Consider the following 19,373-nt stretch of genomic DNA (forward strand, 5'->3'; position numbering starts at 1 on the left):
GGCTGCCGGCGGGTACGGACCGGCCCGGCACGGGACACCGGGCCGGGCGCCGGGCGGGGCTCGAAGCCCGGGCGCAGCATGCCGCGCGGGGTCCCCGGGCACCTGAGGCTCGGGCCGCGGGCCGGCCGAACCCCGGGCGCGCTCGGCCTCGGGCGCCGAGCGATCAGGGCCGGGTGCGGGATTCCGCACAGGTGCCGACGCCGGACCGCTCAGCCCCGCACACCGGGCCGCGCCCAGAACCGGGTGCCGGATCGCGGACGCGTGCCGGAAACAGACTGCTCAGACCCCGAGAGCCGGACCGCCCGCCGCCCCGAGGCAGACCACTCAGACCCCGGGGCGCCAAAAAGTTCAGGCCCCCCGGAACAGACCGCTCAAGCCCCGGGCACCGGACGTCAGGCCAGGGCCGCCGGGCCGTCCAGGCCCACGACCAGTACCGCGGCGTCGTCCTCGTGCCCGACGCTCTCGGCGCCCTTGATCACGGCCGCGGCGAGCGCGCGCACCTCCAGGCCGGCCACGGAGGCGATGCCTGCCAGCCGTATCACCTGGTCGAGGCCGTCCTCGATGGGCAGCGACGGCCCCTCCACCACGCCGTCGGTGAGCAGGACGAAGACCCCGCCGGTGGTGAGCCGGTGCCGGGCGACCGGGAACTCGAATCCCTGCTGGATGCCGAGCGGCGGTCCGCCCTCGTCATCGACGACGCCGGACTTGCCGTCCGCCGTGGCCCAGACGAAGGGGATGTGACCGGCCCGGGCGCTCTCCAGCACCCCGGTGGCCGGGTCGAGCCGCATGAAGGTGCAGGTGGCGAAGAGATCGCTGCCCAGCGAGAGCAGCAGGTCGTTGGTGCGGGCCAGCAGTTCCCCGGGATCGCCGGTGACCGAGGCGAGCGCCCGCAGTCCGGCCCTGACCTGGCCCATGAAGGCCGCGGCCTCGATGTTGTGGCCCTGTACGTCGCCGATGGCCAGCCCGATCCGGCCGTCGGGCAGGGTGAAGGCGTCGTACCAGTCGCCGCCCACGTTGAGACCGAGGTTGGCGGGGGTGTACCGCACCGCGAGGTGGAGCCCGGGCGCGGCCGGCAGGTCCCGGGGGAGCATGCCGCGCTGCAGGGCGATGGCCAGCTCGACCTGGGTGCGTTGCAGCTCCGCGCGCCGGCGCGCCTGGGCGGTGAGCGAGCCGAGTCTGGCCAGCAGCTCGTCGCCTTCGTCCGTGGTGCGTCTGCGGGGCATCGATCACTTCCGGCGGGACGGTGACCCTGGGAGGGCCGATCGCCTGGATTCGCGGCAAACGTCTAGATTTTACCTGAAGAGGGTGATCGTGCCTCGGGGATGGCCGGGCAGCTCCCGGCCCCCCGGCCCTCCGGTGTCCCGGACGGGCTCGCCGTCAGCGGACCTCGGAGTCGATGCCGGTGATCACCGCGGGTCCGAGCGGTGCCGTCCGCTCGTCCAGCCCCGCCTGCTGGAGCGCGGAGTCCGCGAGCCTGCGGGCCTCCTCCTCGGCGTGCCGGCCGGTGTCCGCGTCCACGGTCAGGCGCAGGGTGAAGGTGTTGTCGTCGTTGACGCTGAGCGCGTCCAGGTCCTCGGCGCTGCCCATGTGCGTGCCGTGCGGATCGGCGGGCCGGAGCGCCTGGGCCAGCCGGGTGCGGGTGTCGGCCTCGATCCCGGTGGTGAAGGTGCCGGGGACGCTGATCACGTAGGTCGTCATGAGACGGTCCTTTCCTCGGGCGTACGCCCGTCTACCCCGATTCGCGGACTTCGCACAGCGGGCGGCGCGGGCGCGTCGTCCCGGGTCCGCCGGCGTCGCCCGGACGGTGGACGTGCCCGTGGCGGCTCCGGGCCCCGGTGCGGCGGGGGTGGGAGATTACGGCTGCGGCCCCTCGGTCCGCCTCCCGCCCGCCCCGCTCGACTAAGGACCCGCCATGCCAAGGAAGGCCACGCCCATGCGCCTGCGCCGTCAGCTCGCCGCCGTACTCGGCGGTGTCGCCCTCGCTCTGTCCGCCACGGGTTCCGCGCTCGCCGCCGAGGGCACGTTCGTCTGGGTCGGGCCCCACGGCAAGGCGTACGCCATCGACAACCCCCCGGACCACACGTGCCTCGACATGGCCCAGGAGGCGCGCGGCGCCCGCAACGGCACGAGGAAGCCGCTCGTCGTCTACCCGAAGAAGGGGTGCCGGGGGCCGGCGCTGCGGCTCGCCCCCGGCCGGTCGGCGCCCGCGAACGCCCGGTTCGCCAGCGTGGTGTTCAACCCGCGCTGACCGTGCCGCACACCCCCCGGGGGGTGTCCTCTCAGATCCAGCCGTCGAGCGCGCCCATGAAGCCGTCGAAGTCGTCACGGTAGACGCAGTGCCCGGCTCCCTCGACCGTCCGGACCTCGAAGCCCCGCCGCACCAGCTCCTCGCCCTGGCCGGGCCGCAGGAGTTCGCCGGCGCCGGCCAGGACCACCAGGGAGGGCACCACCGGGCGCGCCGGTGTCCGGCTGACCGCGTAGATGCCGGGGAGGACTCGGGCCGAGGCGGGGTCCCAGTCGGCGAGCGTGGCCAGTTCCACGTCCACGTCGGCTTCGTCCCAGCGTGGGTTGAGGCTCTTGACCATCGCGCGGTTGGCGGACTTGAAGACGGCGAAGTACGCGGACGCCTCGACCACTCTGGGGCGTATGTCCCAGGCGGGGTCGCAGTAGACGGCCCGGGCGGGCACCAGCCGTTCGACGGCGCCGGCCAGGGCCATGGCCCCGAGCGAGTGGCCGATCACCAGTTCCGGCCGCTCGGGGAGGGTTTCGACGAGGTCACCCGCCCAGGCCTCGGGGCTGTACTCGCCCCGGCCGCTCGCGCCGTGCCCGCGCAGGTCCACGCCGACGACCCGGTACCCCTTGCCGGCGAGGACCGGTGCGACCCGGTGCCAGGTGCGGTGGTCGGACATGATTCCGTGCACGAGGACGGCGATCCGGTCGCCGGTCCCCCACTCGTGCGTGTGCAGCCTCATCGACGCCGCCTCCCCGTCGTCCTCCGGCCGGTCATGTCATCACGGCCGGTGCCGGATTCACGCCGTACCGGTGGCCGGCCGGCGTCCATCGTCCCGCGCGCGACGCGGAAATCCTGGTGGCGCGCGCCCGTGTCGGCACGTCGGCGTACCGGGATGCCAGCCAGGGGCGTCCGGGCGGCGTCCGCCGGAGTACGTCAGGGCACGAGGAGCTGACCGCACGGCGGCTCGGAGCCCCGCCCTGCTCCCCGGCCACGCCCACCGTGGCACGCCGGACCGCGGGTACGGCCGGGCCCGGCTTCGGCCGGCCCGGTCCCGGCGTGTCCCGGCCGAAGCGCGGTGGCCGCGCTCAGACGGTCATCACACTGGTCGAATCGCCTTGACCCGAACGTTCCGCCTCGTCCTGGACGAGCATCGAGAGCAGCGACGCCACCGTCAGGCCGATTCCCGCCTCGGCCGGATGCCGCAGGGTCTTGCTGGGATCGATCCGGTAGGTGTTGCCGCGTCCCTCTCGGGTGTGAGACAGGTAACCATCCTGCTCCAGGTCCGCGATGATCTTCTGCACAGCGCGCTCGGTGAGCCGACAGCGCGCGGCGATGTCCCGTATGCGCGCGTGTGGGTTGTCCGCGATGGCCGCAAGTACGCGGGCATGGTTCGTCAGGAAGGTCCACCCGCTGTGCGACTCAGGCACTCCATCCATGCCCCGGAGTCTACCGACAGAACATTCATGCACCCAAAAACACGTATTGCTATTCGTGTATTAGTTGACGTACATCAGGGTGAGGGGGCAACGTTGACCCCAGTCCCTGCACACACAAGCGGGAGCAAGCCATGTACAACCGCGTCCACCGGGCCCAGCTCGCCGGCGGAGCCGACCTGCCCTGCCCGCGTGGGGCGCCGGACGGCACCCTGCCGACCGGCCTGGCCACCGCCTCCTGCACACCGAGCGGGGACCGGATCCGCGTGCGGATCATGGGTGAGCTGGACCGCGACTCCGCGAGCCGGCTCCGCCCCGGCCTGCGCGAAGCACTCGCCACGTCGAAGCGCGGCCTCGACCTGGACCTGGGCGGCCTCGACTTCTGCGACTGCTCCGGCCTGGGCGTCCTGATGGAGCTGCGGCAGCTGGCCGGCAGCCAGGGCAAGACGGTCGTCATCCGTGTCGGCAGCCCGATGACCGACAGGCTGCTCGGCCTCCTCGGAGCCCAGGAGCTGTTCACGCCGCCGGACCCGCCCCGCATGGAGGTGCGTCACCCCGGGCCGGCCGCCGTCCCCTCGCCGAAACCGGAACCGTCACCAGGCACCATGTCCTCCCAGGGCCACGCGCAGGGGATCGGATGCCGCCGGACCCCGCGGTGCTGAGACACGGTCCCGGCGGGAACCGCGCACACCGGCCGCACGGGGCGGCTCACAGCGGGGAGTGCGCCACCGCCGTCACATAGGCGCCGAACAGCAGGGAGACCAGGGTCAGGGCGCCGTAGACGACCATCGCCGCCGGCGGGCGCAGCCACCACGTACGGGCGAGTGCGCGGGCCACCGGAACGAGCAGCGGGAAGGCCGGCAGCAGGAACCGCGGCTTGGAGGAGAAGGAGCCGGAGCCGCCGACCGCGAGCAGGACCAGGACGCCGGAGAAGGCGACCAGGGCGAGCGGGGGGCGGTCCAGGCAGAGCAGGACGAACAGCAGGACGCCCGATGCCACGATCAGCAGGGCCACCGGGTAGACGACGCCCCCGCCGTGCAGGAACAGGGCCCTGAGGAAGCGCACCGAGCCGGCGCCGAAGTCGAAGCGGGAGTCCCAGGCGCGCTGGACCGTGAAGTAGCCGCCCAGGAGGTCTCCCGTACGGCTCCCCACCCACAGCACGAAGGCCGGCCAGCCCACGGGGGCCAGGAGCGCCCCGGCCCACAGCCGCACCGGGGCCCGGCCGCGCTGCCGCAGCACCTGGTGCCCGGCGGCCAGGACGACGGCCACCGCCACCGCGAACCCGCTGGGCCGCGTCAGGCCCGCGAGCGCGGCCAGGGCTCCGGCCCACAGCCAGCGGCCCCTGAGCACGCAGTACAGCGCCCACGCGGCGAGCGCGGCGAACAGCGACTCCGTGTAGGCGATGGTCAGTTCGACGGCGTGCGGCAGGACGGCCCACAGGGCGACCAGTGTGGTGGCGACGCCCCTGCCGTACAGGTGGTGGCCGACGAGGTAGACGCCGTACGCGGCCACGACCGCGGCCGTCCAGGCGATGAGGAGGGCGGACCGGCCCGGGGTGAGCGGCAGGACGGCGGTCAGCGCCCGGATGAGCTCCGGATACAGGGGGAAGAACGCCCAGTCGGTCTGGACGGCGCCCTCCGGGGAGATCCACACGAGGCGGCCGTAGCCGTGGGTGGCGATGTGCAGGTACCAGCGGGAGTCCCAGGAGTGGGCCAGGTTCCTGGCCGGCGGGTGTCCCCGGAGCGCGTTGGTGAGGACCACCGTGAGGATCCCGGCGAGCCGGACGGCCGCGAACAGGGCGAGCGCCGGCAGGACGCCCTGCGGCCGGCCGGGACCGGCCGGCCGGGGCGGCCGGAGGCGTCCGAGGGGCCCGGAGGGTGCCGTCGGTTCGGGCCGGGGGACGGAGGAGGTGCTCACGGCGTCGACCTTGGGCACAGCCGCGGGGACGTGCAACGCGCGACCCGGGTTTCGGCCGCCCCTCCCCCGGTTTTCACGCGTCCGGACGCGTCTCCGGCACCGCTCACCCCCACAAAAGGGCCCCTCAAGAGGTGTGGTTATCATGTGAGCGCTGCCTAGCTCGAAAGATGGATCTGTGACTGTCAACGACGACTCGTTCACCAACTGGAAGATCCGCGAGGAGATCGCGGAGTCGATGATCCCGCTCATCGGGAAGCTGCACCGCGAGCGGGACGTGACCGTCCTGCTGCACAGCCGCTCCCTGGTGAACAGGTCGGTGGTCAGCATCCTGAAGACGCACCGCTTCGCCCGGCAGATCGCCGGCGCCGAGCTGTCGGTCACCGAGACCATGCCGTTCCTCCAGGCCCTGACCGCCCTCGACCTCGGTCCGTCACAGATCGACCTCGGCATGCTGGCCACCACCTACAAGGCCGACGAGCGCGGCCTGAGCGTGGCGGAGTTCACCGCCGAGGCGGTCGCCGGAGCCACCGGCGCGAACAAGATCGAGCGCCGCGAGCCGCGCGACGTCGTGCTGTACGGCTTCGGCCGCATCGGCCGGCTCGTCGCCCGCCTGCTCATCGAGAAGGCCGGCTCGGGCAACGGCCTCAGGCTGCGCGCCATCGTCGTGCGCGGCGGCGGCCGGGCGGCCGAAGACCTCGTCAAGCGCGCCTCGCTGCTGCGCCGCGACTCCATCCACGGCCAGTTCCAGGGCACCATCACCGTGGACGAGGACAGCAGCACGATCGTCGCCAACGGCAACGCCATCAAGGTGATCTACGCCGACGACCCGTCGCACGTGGACTACACCGAGTACGGCATCAGGGACGCCATCCTCATCGACAACACCGGCAAGTGGCGCGACCGCGAGGGACTGTCCAAGCACCTGCGCCCCGGCATCGAGAAGGTCGTGCTGACCGCGCCGGGCAAGGGCGACGTCCCCAACATCGTGCACGGCGTCAACCACGACACCGTCAAGCCGGACGAGCAGATCCTGTCCTGCGCCTCCTGCACCACCAACGCGATCGTCCCGCCGCTGAAGGCGATGGACGACGAGTACGGCGTGCTGCGCGGCCACGTGGAGACCGTCCACTCGTTCACCAACGACCAGAACCTGCTGGACAACTACCACAAGTCCGAGCGCCGGGGCCGCTCCGCGCCGCTCAACATGGTCATCACCGAGACCGGTGCCGCCTCCGCCGTCGCCAAGGCGCTGCCCGACCTCAAGGCGAAGATCAGCGGCAGTTCGATCCGCGTGCCCGTACCGGACGTGTCGATCGCGATCCTCAACCTCCAGCTGGCCCGCGAGACCACCCGCGAGGAGGTCCACGACTACCTGCGCGAGGTGTCTCTGACCTCTCCGCTGAAGCGCCAGATCGACTTCATCACGGCGCCCGACGCGGTCTCCAGCGACTTCATCGGCTCCCGCCACGCCTCGATCGTTGACGCCGGCGCGCTGAAGGTGGACGGGGACAACGCGATCCTCTACCTCTGGTACGACAACGAGTTCGGCTACTCCTGCCAGGTCGTCCGCGTCGTCCAGCACGTGTCGGGCGTGGAGTACCCGACGTACCCGGCGCCGGCGGTCTGATTCCCCGGCCCTGGTGACGCGTACGGCCGCCGACCGGGTTCTCCGGTCGGCGGCCGTTGCGTCGGGCGGGTGCGCTCAGGCCGGGACGGGCCTCGCGCACGCGCCCGCGGCGCACGCCGTGAGCCACTGGTCGAAGTCGGCGTCGTAGCGGGTGCCGATGCCGTCGTGGTAGACGGCGTACCCGCCGGCGTAGTCACCGACGCGGAAGCGGGCGAGCATACGCCGGACGTCGTCGGGGTGCCGCTCGGCCATGTAGCGCACGGCGAGGTAGCCCCACGGGTAGGTGCGGGTCACGTCGCTGTTGTCGTAGGTGCTCTCGAACAGGGTGCTCAGCCGGTACGTGTGCCTGCCCGCCTCCTGGACCGCCTGGTCGTCGGCGAGTCCGCGGTAGCCGTAGGAGACGTACTCGGCGATGCCCTCGATCCACCACACGTCCGGTACGGAGATCTGCCGCGCGAAGTCGCCCTGCATGTCGTCGCGGGCGTCCAGGAAGTGCGTGTACTCGTGGTTGAGGTTCCAGATCCGGGCCGGGAAGCCGTCGTCGTAGTCCTTCTGGTACATGATCGACATCGGCTGGTTGGCCGGGTCCGCCGGGTCGCCGCCCAGCGTCATGCCGCCGTTGTCGGTGCTGATGCCGTACATCGCGCCGGCGTACGTCCGGTAGTCGGCGCGGCCGGCGAACACCACGAGCCGGACCGTGGAGGCGTACTGGCCGGGTATCGCGCCGTCGGCCCCCACGACCGAGCGGAACCAGGCGTCCTGGCGGAGCACGCTGGCGCAGGCGGCGTCGAGGTCGGCGGCGGTGAGCGCCTGGGCGCGGAGGGTCACGTCGGCGTCGCAGTGCCGGGTGACGGGCAGGACGGCCCTGTCGAGCTTCCCCGGCAGGCCGCAGACGTCGTAGTAGTCGCAGTCGGCCGCGTCGTAGTGCTCCGCCTGGGTGGCCACGGCCACCCAGAGCGCGGCCGTCGGGCCGGTGATCGCCGTCCGGTCCAGCAGGTCCTTGGCCAACGGGCGTACGGTGTCCCGCAGTCCGGGGTGCTCGGTGTAACGGGCCAGGTTCATCCCGGCGTTGGAGTCCAGGAAGGCCAGACCGGTGCCGAGCTGGTCGGTGTTGGCGAGCGCGAAGTCGTACAGGGTTCCGGCGATGCGCGGGTCGCTCTCGACCGCCCGCACGTACGCCGGGTTCCAGTTGCCGCGCCACAGCGGGGTGTAGACGTCGTTGACGGCCCTGATCATGCTGTCGACCGAGTCGTAGGAGCTGTCGTAGTCGTTCAGCAGCCGCTGGTAGACGTCCAGGTAGCGGCCTTGCTGGTCGGCGCTGTCGGTCAGGATGACGGTCTCGCCGAGGATGTCGCCGTTGGCCGCCGTGACGTCACGGGAGTGGGGACGGGCGAAGAAGGTGTCCATGCCGCCGGTGACGGCGGTGGTGAGACGGGAGGTGTACGGGCCCACGTCCCCGGGGTGGTTGAACTGCGCGTAGTAGCCGGCGCGCAGGAAGAGGACCAGTTGCAGCAGGCCGCCGGAGTTGTCGCCCCGGTACTGCCCGGCGGTGCGGGTGAACGCCTGGGCGACGGTCAGCATCTGGGTCTGGCGGAAGACGGCGCGCGCGTCCGTGCCGGTGACCGAGAAGAGGGTGTCGACGCAGTCCGGGGTCGCCGCCCTGACGTAGGCGACCAGGGCGGAGCCGGTGCGGCTGCCGAAGTCGGCCGGGGCGCAGGAGGCCGCCGTCGCCGCGTGCGGCCCTGCGTCCTTCGTCGACGCGGGCTGCTGCGGCGGGAGCTGGGCCGGACCGAGCCGCCGGGCCTGGGTCGCGGGGCGCTCGGTCGCGCCGGTGGACGCGGCGGCGGGCGACGGCACGGAGAGGTCCGCCCGGGGTGCGGTGGCCGTGGCGGTGTGCGGGCGGGGCGCGGCGAGGGCCGGCGTGGAGAGCAGGCCGGCCAGGGTGACGCAGACGGCGGCGGCGCCGGCGATGCGGCCGGCCGTGCCCCTCGGCGCGCGTCCGGGCAGCGCGAAGCGATAGCGCATCGGGATTCCTCCACGAAGGGATGCGCCTCTGTGGGGTGTCGAGGCGTGTGAGGGACTGTCTCAGCGCGCCGCACCCGCCAACAATGCCGTGTGACATAGCACATGGCACTGGCCGCTCATAACATCGCGGCGCGCCCGTGACCCGCCGTCACGCCCCGGTGGCGTTCCAGGTCCGCGAGGCCCAGGTGCGCAGGTGCGGGGCCTGCGCGACGAGGTCGCGGTACGCGTCCGTGGCGGACCGGAACACCGTCTCCACGACGTCGTCGGTGACGGTGTCCGGCCGCCAGGCCAGCACGTAGCGGCACCACAGCGGGGTGCCCGCCAGCGGTTTGACCGTGACGTGCGGGATCGGCCGCAGCGTCGGCTGCACCAGGGACACCCCGAGACCATCGGCGATCATGCTCTGCAACTGGGTCTGGTCACCGAGCCACTCGTGCACGGTCACCGGCGTGAACCCGGCCGCGGCACAGGCGTCGTAGAACACCCCCGGCCAGCCGGCCCCGTCGTCCGGGGTCACGAACCAGGCGTCCTCGGCGAGGTCGGCGAGCTGGACCTGGGCGCTCAGCCGCAGCCGGTGGCGGGCGGGCAGGGCGACGAAGGTGGGCTCGGTGACGATGCCGCGGTGCCGGACGGCGGCCGAGTGCCGCAGTTCCATGCCCGGGTAGTCGGCGGCGATGGCCGCGTCCACCGCGCCCTCCTCCAGCAGCTCGACGATCCGCGAGGACGCGTAGACGCTGGTGACCGCCAGGGAGAGCTCCGGCAGCCGCGTGCGGACCCGGGAGACCGTGCCGGACAGCATGGGCGAGTTCGTCGCGGCCACGCGCAGGGTGCGGCCGGGGCGGGCGGCGGGCGGACGGTGTCCGATCGCCGCGGCCCGCGCGAGGACGTCCCGGGCCTGCTCGACGACCTCGGCGCCGTACCGGGTCGGCCGGACACCGCCGGGCCCGCGCTCGAAGAGCGGCTCGCCGAGGTGGCGTTCGATGCGCCGCAGCTGGGTGCTGACGGCCGGCTGCGAGTAGCCCAGCTGCGCGGCGGCACGGCCCACGCTGCCCGCGTCGGCGATCGCGCACAGCACCCGCAGGTGCCGCAGCTCCAACTCCATCGCTCCACTCCCCGCCGGTTCCCTGTGCGCCCGCGCACCGGTCGCCGGTCACGCCGGTCCGCCCCGGCCACACGCACGACCGGCGGACCGCAGCGTTCCATTGTGCCCTCCCGGACACAAGCCGCAGGTCGTCACCGTGCCCCCTCCTCCGGGGGTTCGTGGGCCGCTGAGTCGGCCTAAGCGGCAATCCTGTTTGCCTAAAAGCTTTAGGAAGCCGCACAATGGCTTTCCGACAGACGGGAGAGACAGTGATGGCGCGTGCGGGGCTGACCACCGAACGCCTGGTGCGGGCGGGCGCGGAACTGGCCGACGAGGTCGGCTTCGACCAGGTGACGGTGTCCGCGGTGGCCCGGCGGTTCGACGTCAAGGTAGCGAGCCTGTACTCGCACCTGAGGAACTCGCAGGACCTCAAGACGCGGATCGCGCTGCTCGCCCTCGGGGAGCTGGCCGACCGAGCCGCCGAGGCCCTGGCCGGCCGGTCCGGCAAGGACGCGCTCGGCGCCTTCGCGAACGTCTACCGCGACTACGCCCGCGCGCACCCCGGCCGTTACACGGCGGCCCGGCACCCGCTGGACGCCGAGACGGCGGCCGGCAGCGCGGGCGTGCGGATCGCGCAGCTCACCCGGGCGATCCTGCGCGGTTACGACCTGACCGAGCCGGACCAGACCCACGCGGTCCGCCTCCTCGGCAGCGTCTTCCACGGCTACGTCAGCCTGGAGGCGGCCGGCGGCTTCAGCCACAGCGCGCCGGACCCGCAGGAGTCCTGGACCCGGATCCTGGACGCCCTCGACTCCCTGCTGCGCGACTGGCCCGCCCAGCCCTGACCGCACGGCTCCGCCACGGCGCCCCCTCGAAACGCAGGCAGACACGATGCTCACCATTCCCCTCACCGCCGACCTGGTACGCGGTGCCCTCGAACTCGAGCGCACCCCGCGCGGCCTGCTGCCGCACCGGCTGCCCGCCCGGGCCCGCGCCCAGTGCGCCGATCCGCAGCTGGCCCTGGCGGAGTCCCAGCCCTCCGGCGTACGGCTGGCGCTGCGCACCCGCGCCACCACCGTGGAGCTGGACACCCTGCCGACCAAGCGGGTGTACGTCGGCGCACCGCCGCGCCCGGACGGCGTGTACGACCTGCTCGTCGACGGACGGCCGGCCGGCAGCGCCTCCCTCACGGAGGGCGACACCCTCACCATCGACCTGGGCACCGGCTCCGCCGAGCACCGGCCCGGCCCGGTGGGCACCGTGCGCTTCACGGGCCTGCCGGACACCGTCAAGGACGTGGAGATCTGGCTGCCGCACAACGAGACGACCGAACTGGTGGCGCTGCGCACCGACGCCCCCGTCGCACCCGTACCGGACCGGGGCCGCCGGGTGTGGCTGCACCACGGCAGCTCGATCAGCCACGGCTCGGACGCGGCGAGCCCCGCCACCACCTGGCCGGCACTCGCCGCGTCCCTGGGCGGGGTGGAGCTGGTCAACCTCGGGCTGGGCGGCAGCGCGCTGCTCGACCCGTTCACCGCGCGGGCGCTGCGTGACACGCCCGCCGATCTGATCAGCGTCAAACTGGGCATCAACCTGGTCAACACCGACCTGATGCGGCTGCGCGCCTTCGGCCCCGCCGTGCACGGCTTCCTCGACACCGTCCGCGAGGGGCACCCCCACACCCCGCTGCTCGTCGTCTCGCCGGTCCTGTGCCCGCTGCACGAGGACACGCCCGGTCCCACCGCCATGGACCTGGCCGCCCTCGGCGAGGGGCGCCTGCGGTACCGGGCCACCGGCGATCCGGCCGAGCGGGCGGCCGGGAAGCTCACCCTGGAGGTCGTCCGGCAGGAGCTGGCCCGGATCGTGCGCGAGCGGGCGGCCGGGGACCCGGCCCTGCACTACGCGGACGGCCGCGAGCTGTACGGGGAGGCCGACTTCGCCGAGCTGCCGCTGCCCGACGGCCTCCACCCGGACGCCGCCGGGCACCGTCGCATCGGCGAGCGGTTCGCGGCGCTGGCGTTCGCCGGGGACGGGCCCTTCGCGGACCGCGCCGCCTGACCGGAGGTGACCGGCGCCACGGCGCGCGCCGCAGCCCCCTCACACCAGGTGCGCGAAGACCACCAGGTTGTCGGTGTAGTCCCGCACCGTGTGGTCGTAGTCCCCGGCGCAGGTGATGAGCCGGACCTCGGGGCGCGACGCGTCCTCGTACACCCGTTCGCTGGGGAAGTCGTCCTTGGCGAAGGTCTCGGCACTGTCCACGACGAACTCCGCCGTCCGCCCGTCGGCCCGCTGCACCGAGAAGCGGTCGCCGGGCTCCAGCCGGTCGAGGTTGGCGAAGACGGCCGCCGAGGTCACCGTGTCGACGTGCCCGGCGATGATCGCGGTGCCCCGCTCACCGGGCGCGACCCCGTCGGCGTACCAGCCGACGAGATTGGTGTCGGCGGCGGGCGGCGGCTGCAACTGGCCCGAGTCGCCGAGCTCGAGGGTGGTGAAGGGGGCGTCCACGGAGATCTTCGGGATGCGCAGCCGGGTCGGTGCGGACCTCGGCAGCGCCTCGTCGGGCTGCCGGGAGTCGGCCGCGGGCGGGGCGCCGGTGCCCGAGGCCCGGTGCGCCTCCGGTCTGTCGTCCGGCTGCTGGTGACCGCCGAACATGCTGACGGCGAGGAAGACGGCCGCCACACCCCACAGCGTCAGCCGCCCGCCGTAGCCGGCGCGCTGCTCGTGCGTCGCCGGTCCTGACGGGGTCGGGGAAGAGGGATCTGCTGCCATCGGACACCACCTCACTCGGGCACGGCAGCACGGGGATCAGGGCGGGGAAGACGGCGCCGGGACCGGCGTCCGGGGCGGGGCGCAGGGGGCGCGGGCCGCCGGCGCGGGGGCGCGCCGGCGGCGTCCGCAGCCCCTGGGACGTACGGCCCGTCAGGACGCCGGCTGGGGGGCCTTCCTGCGGCGCAGCGCCAGGGCACCGGTGGCGCCTACGGCCAGGACGGCGAGACCGCCCGCGGTGACACCGGGCGCGGCGAGCGCGCCGCCACCGGTGTGCATGCCACCACGCGGCTTGTCGTGGTCGTCGCCCCAGTCGCCCTTGTCACCCTTGTCCCCCTTGTCGCCGCGGTCGCCCTTCTCACCGCGGTCGCTCTTGTCGCCCTTGTCGCCCTTCTCGCCCCCGCCCTCGTCCTTGTCGCGGTAGCTCTCGGGGTCGAACCGGCTGTCGCCGCCGGAACCCCAGTCCTCGCTGCGCACCGTGGCGAGCGCTCCGCCACCCGTGTGCATTCCGCCGCGCGGCCCCTCGTGTTCCCCGCCGCCGCCGCGCTTGTTGCCGTACTCCTTGTCCTGGCCGTTGTCGGACCCCTCGTCCTCGCCGGAGTCGTTGTCGTTCTCCTTGCTGTACGAGGAGCCGTCCCGGCCGCCGCCGTCGTGTCCGGCCGCCACGGCGAACGCGGCGCCGGGTGCGGCGAAGGATAGGGCGGCGGCGGCAGCCGCCGTTGCCAGGAGCATGCGGGCAGAGCGCATAGTGATGTCCTTCCGACGTGACCGGGCAGCGGATACCTCATCAGCTGGATGGACCCGGCCCCGACATGAACCACCGTCAGTGAGGCCCCTGACTCCCACCATCCGAGCCGCCCAGCCGGGTCACCGCGCCACCCGTCTGCCCCAGCGCACCGGCTCCTGGGCCCCTCGTCCGGCTCAACCGCCGACGCGGTCGTACGCCCGAAGGAGGCACCCCATGCCCGTGAACGCCCGCCGCGGGCGAGGGGGCCGGCGGCCGGCCGCCGGGTGGGCCGGTGCCCTGCTCGCCGTCACCGCCCTCACCACCGGAGCCGCTCCCGCCCGCGCCGGGGCGGACACGGTGACGGAGTATCCGGTGACCACGGCGGCCGGTGCCGAACCCGTCGGCATCACCGCCGGTCCGGACGGCGCGCTGTGGTTCGCGGAACACGGCGCCGGGCGGATCGGGCGGATGGCGGCCGACGGCACGGTCACCGACGTCCCGACCTCCGGCCCGGACACCGGTCCGTCGGAGATCGTCCGAGGTCCGGACCGGGCCCTGTGGTTCACGGAGACGACCGCCGGGCGGATCGGGCGTGTCGCTCCCGCCGGGCCGCTCACCGAGTTCCCGCTGCCGGCGGCCGGCAGCGGCCCGGACGGGATCGCGCCCGGCCCGGACGGGGCGCTGTGGTTCACCGAGGCGACCGGGAACCGGATCGGCCGCATCACGACCGCGGGCCGGATCACCGAGTACCCGGTGCCCACGCCGGACGCCACTCCCCACTCCATCGCGGCGGGCGACGACGGCGCGCTGTGGTTCACCGAACTGAGCGGCGGCAAGGTCGGGCGGATCACCCCCGCCGGGCAGCTCACGGAGTTCCCGCTGCCCGGCGGGGCCTCCGGCTTCCCTGGCGGCATCGTCGCCGGGCCGGGCGGCATGTGGCTCACCGCGTCCGGCGGGCGTGCGGTGCTGCGCGTCGACTACACCGGGCACGTCACCCGGTTCCCGCTGCCCGGTGCGGACAGCCTGCCCGGCGGCATCGCGCGCGGGCCCGACGGCCTGGTCTGGTACGCCGACCAGGCCGGCCGCGTCGGCCGGATCACCGCGACCGGCGCCATCACCACCTTCCCGGTGCCGGACGGCGGCGAGAAGGTGCCGCTGCGGCTCGCGTCGGGGCCCGGCGGAACCGTGTGGTTCACGGAACTGCTCGGCAACGCCGTCGGCCGGATCCGCGTCCCCGCCCGGTGAGCCTCCGGTCCTCTCCCGGGTGCCACCCCTTGTTATGACGCCTGTCATAACGCAGGCTGGTGCCGACAGCAGACCGAGGACGGAGCGGCGGGAGGAAGCAGTGGCGGACGGGATGGCGCGGGCCCTGTGGGAGCGGTACGAGCCGGTGCACAGCCTCGTGTACTTCGCACCGGAGGCGCGCCGGGCCGCGGACGGGCTGGGGCTGCGGGGGTTCTGGATGGGCTACTTCGCGCTGCGCGCCGCCCCGCTCGGCACCGTGCCCCCGGCCGTGGTGACGAGCTGCTTCTACGTCTTTCACCGGGCCCGGGTCGAGCGGGCACTGCCGGACGCCTGGTCGTACGCCACCCCGGCGGAGGCGCTGTCGGCCCGGCTGGCGGCGATGGACGCGGCGATGACCCGCCTGTTCGGGGCGGACACCGTCGGTTCCGCCGCGTTCGCGGAGGCCGCGGACCTCGCCTGGGAGGCCGCCGCGGGCGCGGACACCGCGGGCCGGGTGCTCGGCGCCGCCAACCAGGCGCTGGAACGGCCGCGGGAACCGGCCGCCCGCCTGTGGCAGGCCCTGACGACCCTGCGCGAGCAGCGGGGCGACTCCCATGTGGCGGTGCTGGTCGGCCTGGGCCTCGGACCGGTGGAGGCCATGGTGCTCAAGGCGGCGGCCGGCGAGTCCGACGAGGCCTTCCTGCGCGAGACCCGGAAGTGGCCGCGGGACGAGTGGGCGGCGGCCGTGGCCCGGCTCCGCGCGGACGGCCGGCTGACGGCGGACGGCACGCCGACGCCGGCGGGCGCGGCCCTGCGCGCGGAGGCCGAGGCGCTCACCGACGCGGCGGCCGAGGGACCGTGGACCGCGCTGGGCACCGAGCGGACGGGGCGGCTGGCCGGGCTGCTGGAGCCGCTGGCCCGCACGGTCGGCGAGTCGGGCCTGCTGCCGCCCGCGAACCCGGTGGGGCTGACCCGGATGACGTACCCCGCCGGCCACTGAGGGCGCTCCGGGCCGGAGTCGCGCCCCGGCGGGACGGCGTGGGCGAGGGCCGGCAGCCGGGCGGGGCACCGCGGGGCAACGCGGGCGCGGGTACGGCACCGGCGCCCAGGGCACCCGGTGCGGCGACGCGGCGCCCTCGCACCGGCCGTACGCGGCCGGCCTTGGCCGAGAACAGCCGTACCGCTGCGTGAAACGCCTGGTGAGCGGCCTCGGTCGCGGGCCGTACGCTGGGGCCGTGGTCAACCGAGACGAGGATCCAGGACAGGTGGCGGCCCGGCTCACCGGGCGCCCGGTCAGCGGGGCCCGGCGGTCTTCGGGCTCGCCCGCCGAAGTGCTGCTGGACGGCGGGACACCGGTGATGGTCAAGCGTGGCGACGGCCCCGGGGCGGTCCGCGCCGAGGTGGCGGGACTGCGCTGGCTGGCGGCGGCGGACGCGGTCCGGGTACCGGCGGTGCTCGGACACGACGAGCACTGGATGGTGACCGAGCGGGTTCCCACCGGCTCCCCGGACCCCGCGGCGGCACTGCGCTTCGGCCGGGCCCTGGCCGCGCTGCACGCGGCCGGCGCACCCCGCTTCGGCGCACCGCCGCCCGACGGTCCCGAGGACGCCTTCATCGGCCTCGCCCCCATGCGCAACGCACCGGGCACCGACTGGCCCCGCTGGTACGCCGAGCACCGTGTGCTGCCGTACGTGCGCGGCGCGGTCGACCGGGGCACGCTGCGACCGGGCGAGGCGGCGGTGTTCGACCAGGTCTGCGCGCGCCTGCCCGAGCTGGCGGGGCCGGCCGAGCCGCCCGCCCGGCTGCACGGCGACCTGTGGAACGGCAACGTGCTGTGGGGCGCGGACGGCGAGGTCCGGCTGATCGACCCGGCCGCGCACGGCGGACACCGGGAGACCGACCTGGCGATGCTCCTGCTGTTCGGCTGCCCCCATCTGGACCACGTCCTCGACGGCTACCGGCAGGCGGCGCCCCTGGCCGACGGCTGGCGGGACCGGGTGGGGCTGCACCAGCTGTTCCCGCTGCTGGTGCACGCGGTGCTGTTCGGGCGGGGATACGCCGAACAGGCGCTGGCGGCGGCACGGGACGCGCTCGCGCGATGACCCGGAAGGAATCCCTCCGAAGCGTGCTCACGCAGCGTGAGGAAACCAATCACCCGTTCGACTCGTATAAGGACGTGAAAGCCGAATCAGGGAGAGACCATGCAACCGTTCACGCTCAACTACGCGCGGCCCGCAGTGCAGTTGGACGTCACCGCTCCGTATGCGTACGACTCCGGACTGCAGTTGAACGTCCTCCCGGACGGGCGGATCGCCGCCACCGACCACGCGACCCTCAGAGCACTCGGGACCACGACCTCGACCGCCGGTTCCAAGACGCACTTCGACGACTGACCCGCGGGCTCCCACAGATGACCGTGCTCATCCTGACAAGCGAAGAGGACGTGACGGCGGACATGGTGGTCCTCCGGCTGGGCGAGGCGGGCGTGCCCGTCGTCCGGCTCGACCCCGCCGATCTCACGAACGGGGTGGCGCTGTCGGGCGAGTACGTGCGAGGCGCCTGCCGGGGGCATCTGTCCGTCGGCGGGCGCCTGGTGAGCATGAACGGCCTGCGCTCCGTCTGGGTGCGCAGACCGGGCGAGCCGGCCGCCCGCGCCGCCCAGCCGTCCGCCTGGCTCACCGAGGAGTCCGCGCAGGCGCTGTACGGCATGCTGCGCTGCACCGACGCCCGCTGGATGAACCACCCGGACGCCGCGCGCCGGGCCCGGCACAAGCCCTGGCAGCTGCACCTGGCCCAGCGCAGCGGCCTCGCGGTGCCGGCCACCCTCATCACGACGTTCCCGCAGGCGGCGCGGGAGTTCGCGGAGCGCTTCCCGGACCTGGTGGTCAAGCCGGTCTCCGGGGCGCACCCGCAGGAGCCGCCCCGGGCGGTGCCGACCAGCAGGGTCGCGCCGGACGCCGACTTCACGGCGGTCGCCTTCGGCCCGACCCTGCTGCAACGGCGGATCGCCAAGCGGGCCGACATCCGGCTCACCGTCGTCGGCGGCACGCTGCTGGCCGCGCGCAAGCCCGCCGACCCGGACGCCCACCCGGACGACGTGGACGTCCGCTTCGCCCCGTCGGTCTCCCCCTGGCTGCCCGAGGACGTGCCGCCGCGCGTCGCCGAGGGCGTGCGGCGCTACATGGCGGGCGCCGAACTGGCCTACGGTGCCTTCGACTTCGCGGAGGACGCCGACGGGATCTGGTGGTTCCTGGAGTGCAACCAGTCCGGCCAGTTCGGCTTCGTGGAGATGGACACCGGCCAGCCGATCGCCGCGGCCATCGCCCGGTGGCTCGCGGAAGAGAGTGGTGCCGGCCGCGGGTGTGCGGACGGCGACCGGAGCGCGGCATCGTGAGGGTGCCGGCGTCGGCTTCGAGGAAGGAACGCGACATGCGCATAGGACTGCTGGGAACGGGCCCCTGGGCCAAGGCGGCGTACGCCCCCGCCCTCGCCGGGCACACCGGCCTGGAGTTCGCCGGGGTGTGGGGGCGCCGACCGGAGGCGGCCACGGGGCTCGCGGAGCAGTACGGCGTCGCCGCGTACGCCGACGTGGACGCGCTGCTGGCCGACGTGGACGCGGTGGCGGTGGCCCTGCCGCCTTCCGTGCAGGCCGAGTTGGCGGTGCGGGCGGCCCGGGCGGGCCGCCATCTGCTGCTGGACAAGCCGCTGGCGGTGACGGCCGCGCAGGGGCGGGCCGTCGTGGAGGCGGTGGAGAAGGCCGGGGTGGCGTCGGTGGTGTTCTTCACCGCGCGCTTCCAGAAGGAGCCGGAGGCCTGGATCGAGGAACAGGCCGCCGTGGCGGGCTGGTTCACGGCGCGGGCGCAGTGGCTGGGGGCGGTGTTCACGAGCGACAGCCCGTTCGCGGCCTCGCCGTGGCGGCGGGAGAAGGGTGCGCTGTGGGACGTCGGCCCGCACGCCCTGTCGGTGCTGCTGCCGGTCCTCGGCGACGTACGGCAGGTCGTGGCGGCGGCGCACGGTCCGGCGGACACCGTGCACCTGGTGCTCGACCACTCCACCGGCGCGTCGAGCACCCTCACGCTGAGCCTGACCGCCCCGCCGGCGGCGGCCGGGGCCGACGTCGAACTGCGCGGCGAGGCGGGTGTGACGGTCCTGCCGGGGAGTTCCGAGGGAGCGGTACCCGCGCTCGCCCGGGCCGCCGACGCGCTGGTGCGGGCGGCCCGCACGGGCCGTCCGCACACCTGCGACGCCGCGTTCGGCCTCCGCGTCACCGAGATCCTGGCCACGGCGGAGGCACGGCTGGCGGACGGCAGGGAGTGACCGCCCGCGGCGCCGGGGAGGGG

Annotated in this window: 20 protein-coding genes; 11 read left to right on the forward strand and 9 right to left on the reverse strand. The window is 74.2% G+C overall.

The genetic code is table 11. The annotated features are described in order from the left end of the window. Positions 1-392 precede the first annotated feature (392 nt). Together AB0946_RS15080 and AB0946_RS15085 are read right to left on the reverse strand one after the other, a co-directional pair. Complete coding sequence (locus AB0946_RS15080) at positions 393-1,223, reverse strand: PP2C family protein-serine/threonine phosphatase (protein WP_366761016.1); 831 nt, start codon at positions 1,221-1,223, stop codon at positions 393-395. 154 nt (positions 1,224-1,377) lie between these two features. Then, positions 1,378-1,698: a hypothetical protein gene (locus AB0946_RS15085; RefSeq protein WP_366761017.1), complete on the reverse strand. Its 321-nt coding sequence runs from the start codon at positions 1,696-1,698 to the stop codon at positions 1,378-1,380. A 214-nt stretch (positions 1,699-1,912) separates the two neighbouring features. On the opposite strand from AB0946_RS15085, the gene AB0946_RS15090 reads away from it, so the two are divergent. Beyond that, a complete protein-coding gene (locus AB0946_RS15090) occupies positions 1,913-2,248 on the forward strand; it encodes a hypothetical protein (protein WP_366761018.1) in 336 nt (111 codons plus the stop codon). 31 nt (positions 2,249-2,279) lie between these two features. Here the strand turns inward: AB0946_RS15090 and AB0946_RS15095 are convergent, their stop codons facing one another. After that, on the reverse strand, positions 2,280-2,972 hold the full coding sequence (locus AB0946_RS15095; RefSeq protein WP_366761019.1) for an alpha/beta hydrolase: 693 nt from the start codon (positions 2,970-2,972) through the stop codon (positions 2,280-2,282). A 346-nt stretch (positions 2,973-3,318) separates the two neighbouring features. Beyond that, a complete protein-coding gene (locus AB0946_RS15100) occupies positions 3,319-3,669 on the reverse strand; it encodes a helix-turn-helix domain-containing protein (protein WP_366761020.1) in 351 nt (116 codons plus the stop codon). Positions 3,670-3,800: 131 nt separating this feature from the next. Between AB0946_RS15100 and AB0946_RS15105 the strand changes: the two genes are divergently transcribed. Further along, the gene (locus AB0946_RS15105) at positions 3,801-4,328 is read left to right on the forward strand and encodes an STAS domain-containing protein (RefSeq protein WP_366761022.1); all 528 of its coding nucleotides are present in this window, start codon (positions 3,801-3,803) and stop codon (positions 4,326-4,328) included. 46 nt (positions 4,329-4,374) lie between these two features. Here the strand turns inward: AB0946_RS15105 and AB0946_RS15110 are convergent, their stop codons facing one another. Beyond that, on the reverse strand, positions 4,375-5,583 hold the full coding sequence (locus tag AB0946_RS15110) for a hypothetical protein (protein ID WP_366761023.1): 1,209 nt from the start codon (positions 5,581-5,583) through the stop codon (positions 4,375-4,377). Between the two features lie 175 nt (positions 5,584-5,758). On the opposite strand from AB0946_RS15110, the gene AB0946_RS15115 reads away from it, so the two are divergent. Beyond that, on the forward strand, positions 5,759-7,210 hold the full coding sequence (locus AB0946_RS15115) for a glyceraldehyde-3-phosphate dehydrogenase (RefSeq protein ID WP_366761024.1): 1,452 nt from the start codon (positions 5,759-5,761) through the stop codon (positions 7,208-7,210). A gap of 75 nt (positions 7,211-7,285) precedes the next feature. Here the strand turns inward: AB0946_RS15115 and AB0946_RS15120 are convergent, their stop codons facing one another. Both AB0946_RS15120 and AB0946_RS15125 read right to left on the reverse strand, forming a co-directional pair. Beyond that, complete coding sequence (locus tag AB0946_RS15120) at positions 7,286-9,235, reverse strand: collagenase (protein WP_366761025.1); 1,950 nt, start codon at positions 9,233-9,235, stop codon at positions 7,286-7,288. A gap of 148 nt (positions 9,236-9,383) precedes the next feature. Next, a complete protein-coding gene (locus AB0946_RS15125) occupies positions 9,384-10,337 on the reverse strand; it encodes a LysR family transcriptional regulator (RefSeq protein WP_366761026.1) in 954 nt (317 codons plus the stop codon). A 251-nt stretch (positions 10,338-10,588) separates the two neighbouring features. Between AB0946_RS15125 and AB0946_RS15130 the strand changes: the two genes are divergently transcribed. Further along, complete coding sequence (locus tag AB0946_RS15130; protein ID WP_366761027.1) at positions 10,589-11,161, forward strand: WHG domain-containing protein; 573 nt, start codon at positions 10,589-10,591, stop codon at positions 11,159-11,161. A gap of 46 nt (positions 11,162-11,207) precedes the next feature. Beyond that, on the forward strand, positions 11,208-12,374 hold the full coding sequence (locus AB0946_RS15135; protein ID WP_366761028.1) for a GDSL-type esterase/lipase family protein: 1,167 nt from the start codon (positions 11,208-11,210) through the stop codon (positions 12,372-12,374). A gap of 39 nt (positions 12,375-12,413) precedes the next feature. Here AB0946_RS15135 and AB0946_RS15140 read toward each other — a convergent pair whose 3' ends face one another. Together AB0946_RS15140 and AB0946_RS15145 are read right to left on the reverse strand one after the other, a co-directional pair. Then, entirely contained in the window at positions 12,414-13,085 is a 672-nt protein-coding gene (locus AB0946_RS15140; RefSeq protein ID WP_366761029.1) for a class F sortase, read from the reverse strand. Between the two features lie 150 nt (positions 13,086-13,235). After that, a complete protein-coding gene (locus AB0946_RS15145) occupies positions 13,236-13,829 on the reverse strand; it encodes a hypothetical protein (protein WP_366761030.1) in 594 nt (197 codons plus the stop codon). Positions 13,830-14,043: 214 nt separating this feature from the next. On the opposite strand from AB0946_RS15145, the gene AB0946_RS15150 reads away from it, so the two are divergent. The 6 genes from AB0946_RS15150 (at position 14,044) to AB0946_RS15175 (ending at position 19,350) form a co-directional block, all read left to right on the forward strand. Continuing rightward, positions 14,044-15,054: a hypothetical protein gene (locus AB0946_RS15150; RefSeq protein ID WP_366761031.1), complete on the forward strand. Its 1,011-nt coding sequence runs from the start codon at positions 14,044-14,046 to the stop codon at positions 15,052-15,054. A gap of 100 nt (positions 15,055-15,154) precedes the next feature. Next, positions 15,155-16,033 (forward strand): hypothetical protein, encoded by an 879-nt coding sequence (locus tag AB0946_RS15155; RefSeq protein ID WP_366761032.1) that lies wholly within the window; start codon positions 15,155-15,157, stop codon positions 16,031-16,033. Between the two features lie 265 nt (positions 16,034-16,298). Next, the gene (locus AB0946_RS15160; protein WP_366761101.1) at positions 16,299-17,135 is read left to right on the forward strand and encodes a fructosamine kinase family protein; all 837 of its coding nucleotides are present in this window, start codon (positions 16,299-16,301) and stop codon (positions 17,133-17,135) included. A 99-nt stretch (positions 17,136-17,234) separates the two neighbouring features. After that, positions 17,235-17,426, forward strand: coding sequence for a putative ATP-grasp-modified RiPP (gene tgmA / locus AB0946_RS15165; protein ID WP_014670659.1), 192 nt, complete (start codon positions 17,235-17,237; stop codon positions 17,424-17,426). A gap of 17 nt (positions 17,427-17,443) precedes the next feature. Further along, on the forward strand, positions 17,444-18,427 hold the full coding sequence (gene tgmB / locus AB0946_RS15170; protein WP_366761033.1) for an ATP-grasp ribosomal peptide maturase: 984 nt from the start codon (positions 17,444-17,446) through the stop codon (positions 18,425-18,427). 35 nt (positions 18,428-18,462) lie between these two features. Further along, a complete protein-coding gene (locus AB0946_RS15175; protein WP_366761034.1) occupies positions 18,463-19,350 on the forward strand; it encodes a Gfo/Idh/MocA family oxidoreductase in 888 nt (295 codons plus the stop codon). Positions 19,351-19,373: the final 23 nt, after the last annotated feature.

This window comes from Streptomyces sp. NPDC046870 (assembly GCF_040704595.1).
Taxonomy (GTDB): Bacteria; Actinomycetota; Actinomycetes; order Streptomycetales; family Streptomycetaceae; genus Streptomyces; species Streptomyces argyrophylli.

Excerpts from the sequence above, each read along its gene's own strand:
- AB0946_RS15130 (WP_366761027.1), top strand. The coding sequence starts at position 10,589 with ATGGCGCGTGCGGGGCTGACCACCGAACGCCTGGTGCGGGCGGGCGCG.
- AB0946_RS15120 (WP_366761025.1), bottom strand. The coding sequence starts at position 9,235 with ATGCGCTATCGCTTCGCGCTGCCCGGACGCGCGCCGAGGGGCACGGCC.
- tgmA (WP_014670659.1), top strand. The coding sequence starts at position 17,235 with ATGCAACCGTTCACGCTCAACTACGCGCGGCCCGCAGTGCAGTTGGAC.
- AB0946_RS15085 (WP_366761017.1), bottom strand. The coding sequence starts at position 1,698 with ATGACGACCTACGTGATCAGCGTCCCCGGCACCTTCACCACCGGGATC.
- AB0946_RS15140 (WP_366761029.1), bottom strand. The coding sequence starts at position 13,085 with ATGGCAGCAGATCCCTCTTCCCCGACCCCGTCAGGACCGGCGACGCAC.
- tgmB (WP_366761033.1), top strand. The coding sequence starts at position 17,444 with ATGACCGTGCTCATCCTGACAAGCGAAGAGGACGTGACGGCGGACATG.
- AB0946_RS15095 (WP_366761019.1), bottom strand. The coding sequence starts at position 2,972 with ATGAGGCTGCACACGCACGAGTGGGGGACCGGCGACCGGATCGCCGTC.
- AB0946_RS15145 (WP_366761030.1), bottom strand. The coding sequence starts at position 13,829 with ATGCGCTCTGCCCGCATGCTCCTGGCAACGGCGGCTGCCGCCGCCGCC.
- AB0946_RS15135 (WP_366761028.1), top strand. The coding sequence starts at position 11,208 with ATGCTCACCATTCCCCTCACCGCCGACCTGGTACGCGGTGCCCTCGAA.
- AB0946_RS15105 (WP_366761022.1), top strand. The coding sequence starts at position 3,801 with ATGTACAACCGCGTCCACCGGGCCCAGCTCGCCGGCGGAGCCGACCTG.
- AB0946_RS15150 (WP_366761031.1), top strand. The coding sequence starts at position 14,044 with ATGCCCGTGAACGCCCGCCGCGGGCGAGGGGGCCGGCGGCCGGCCGCC.
- AB0946_RS15175 (WP_366761034.1), top strand. The coding sequence starts at position 18,463 with ATGCGCATAGGACTGCTGGGAACGGGCCCCTGGGCCAAGGCGGCGTAC.
- AB0946_RS15090 (WP_366761018.1), top strand. The coding sequence starts at position 1,913 with ATGCCAAGGAAGGCCACGCCCATGCGCCTGCGCCGTCAGCTCGCCGCC.
- AB0946_RS15125 (WP_366761026.1), bottom strand. The coding sequence starts at position 10,337 with ATGGAGTTGGAGCTGCGGCACCTGCGGGTGCTGTGCGCGATCGCCGAC.
- AB0946_RS15100 (WP_366761020.1), bottom strand. The coding sequence starts at position 3,669 with ATGGATGGAGTGCCTGAGTCGCACAGCGGGTGGACCTTCCTGACGAAC.
- AB0946_RS15080 (WP_366761016.1), bottom strand. The coding sequence starts at position 1,223 with ATGCCCCGCAGACGCACCACGGACGAAGGCGACGAGCTGCTGGCCAGA.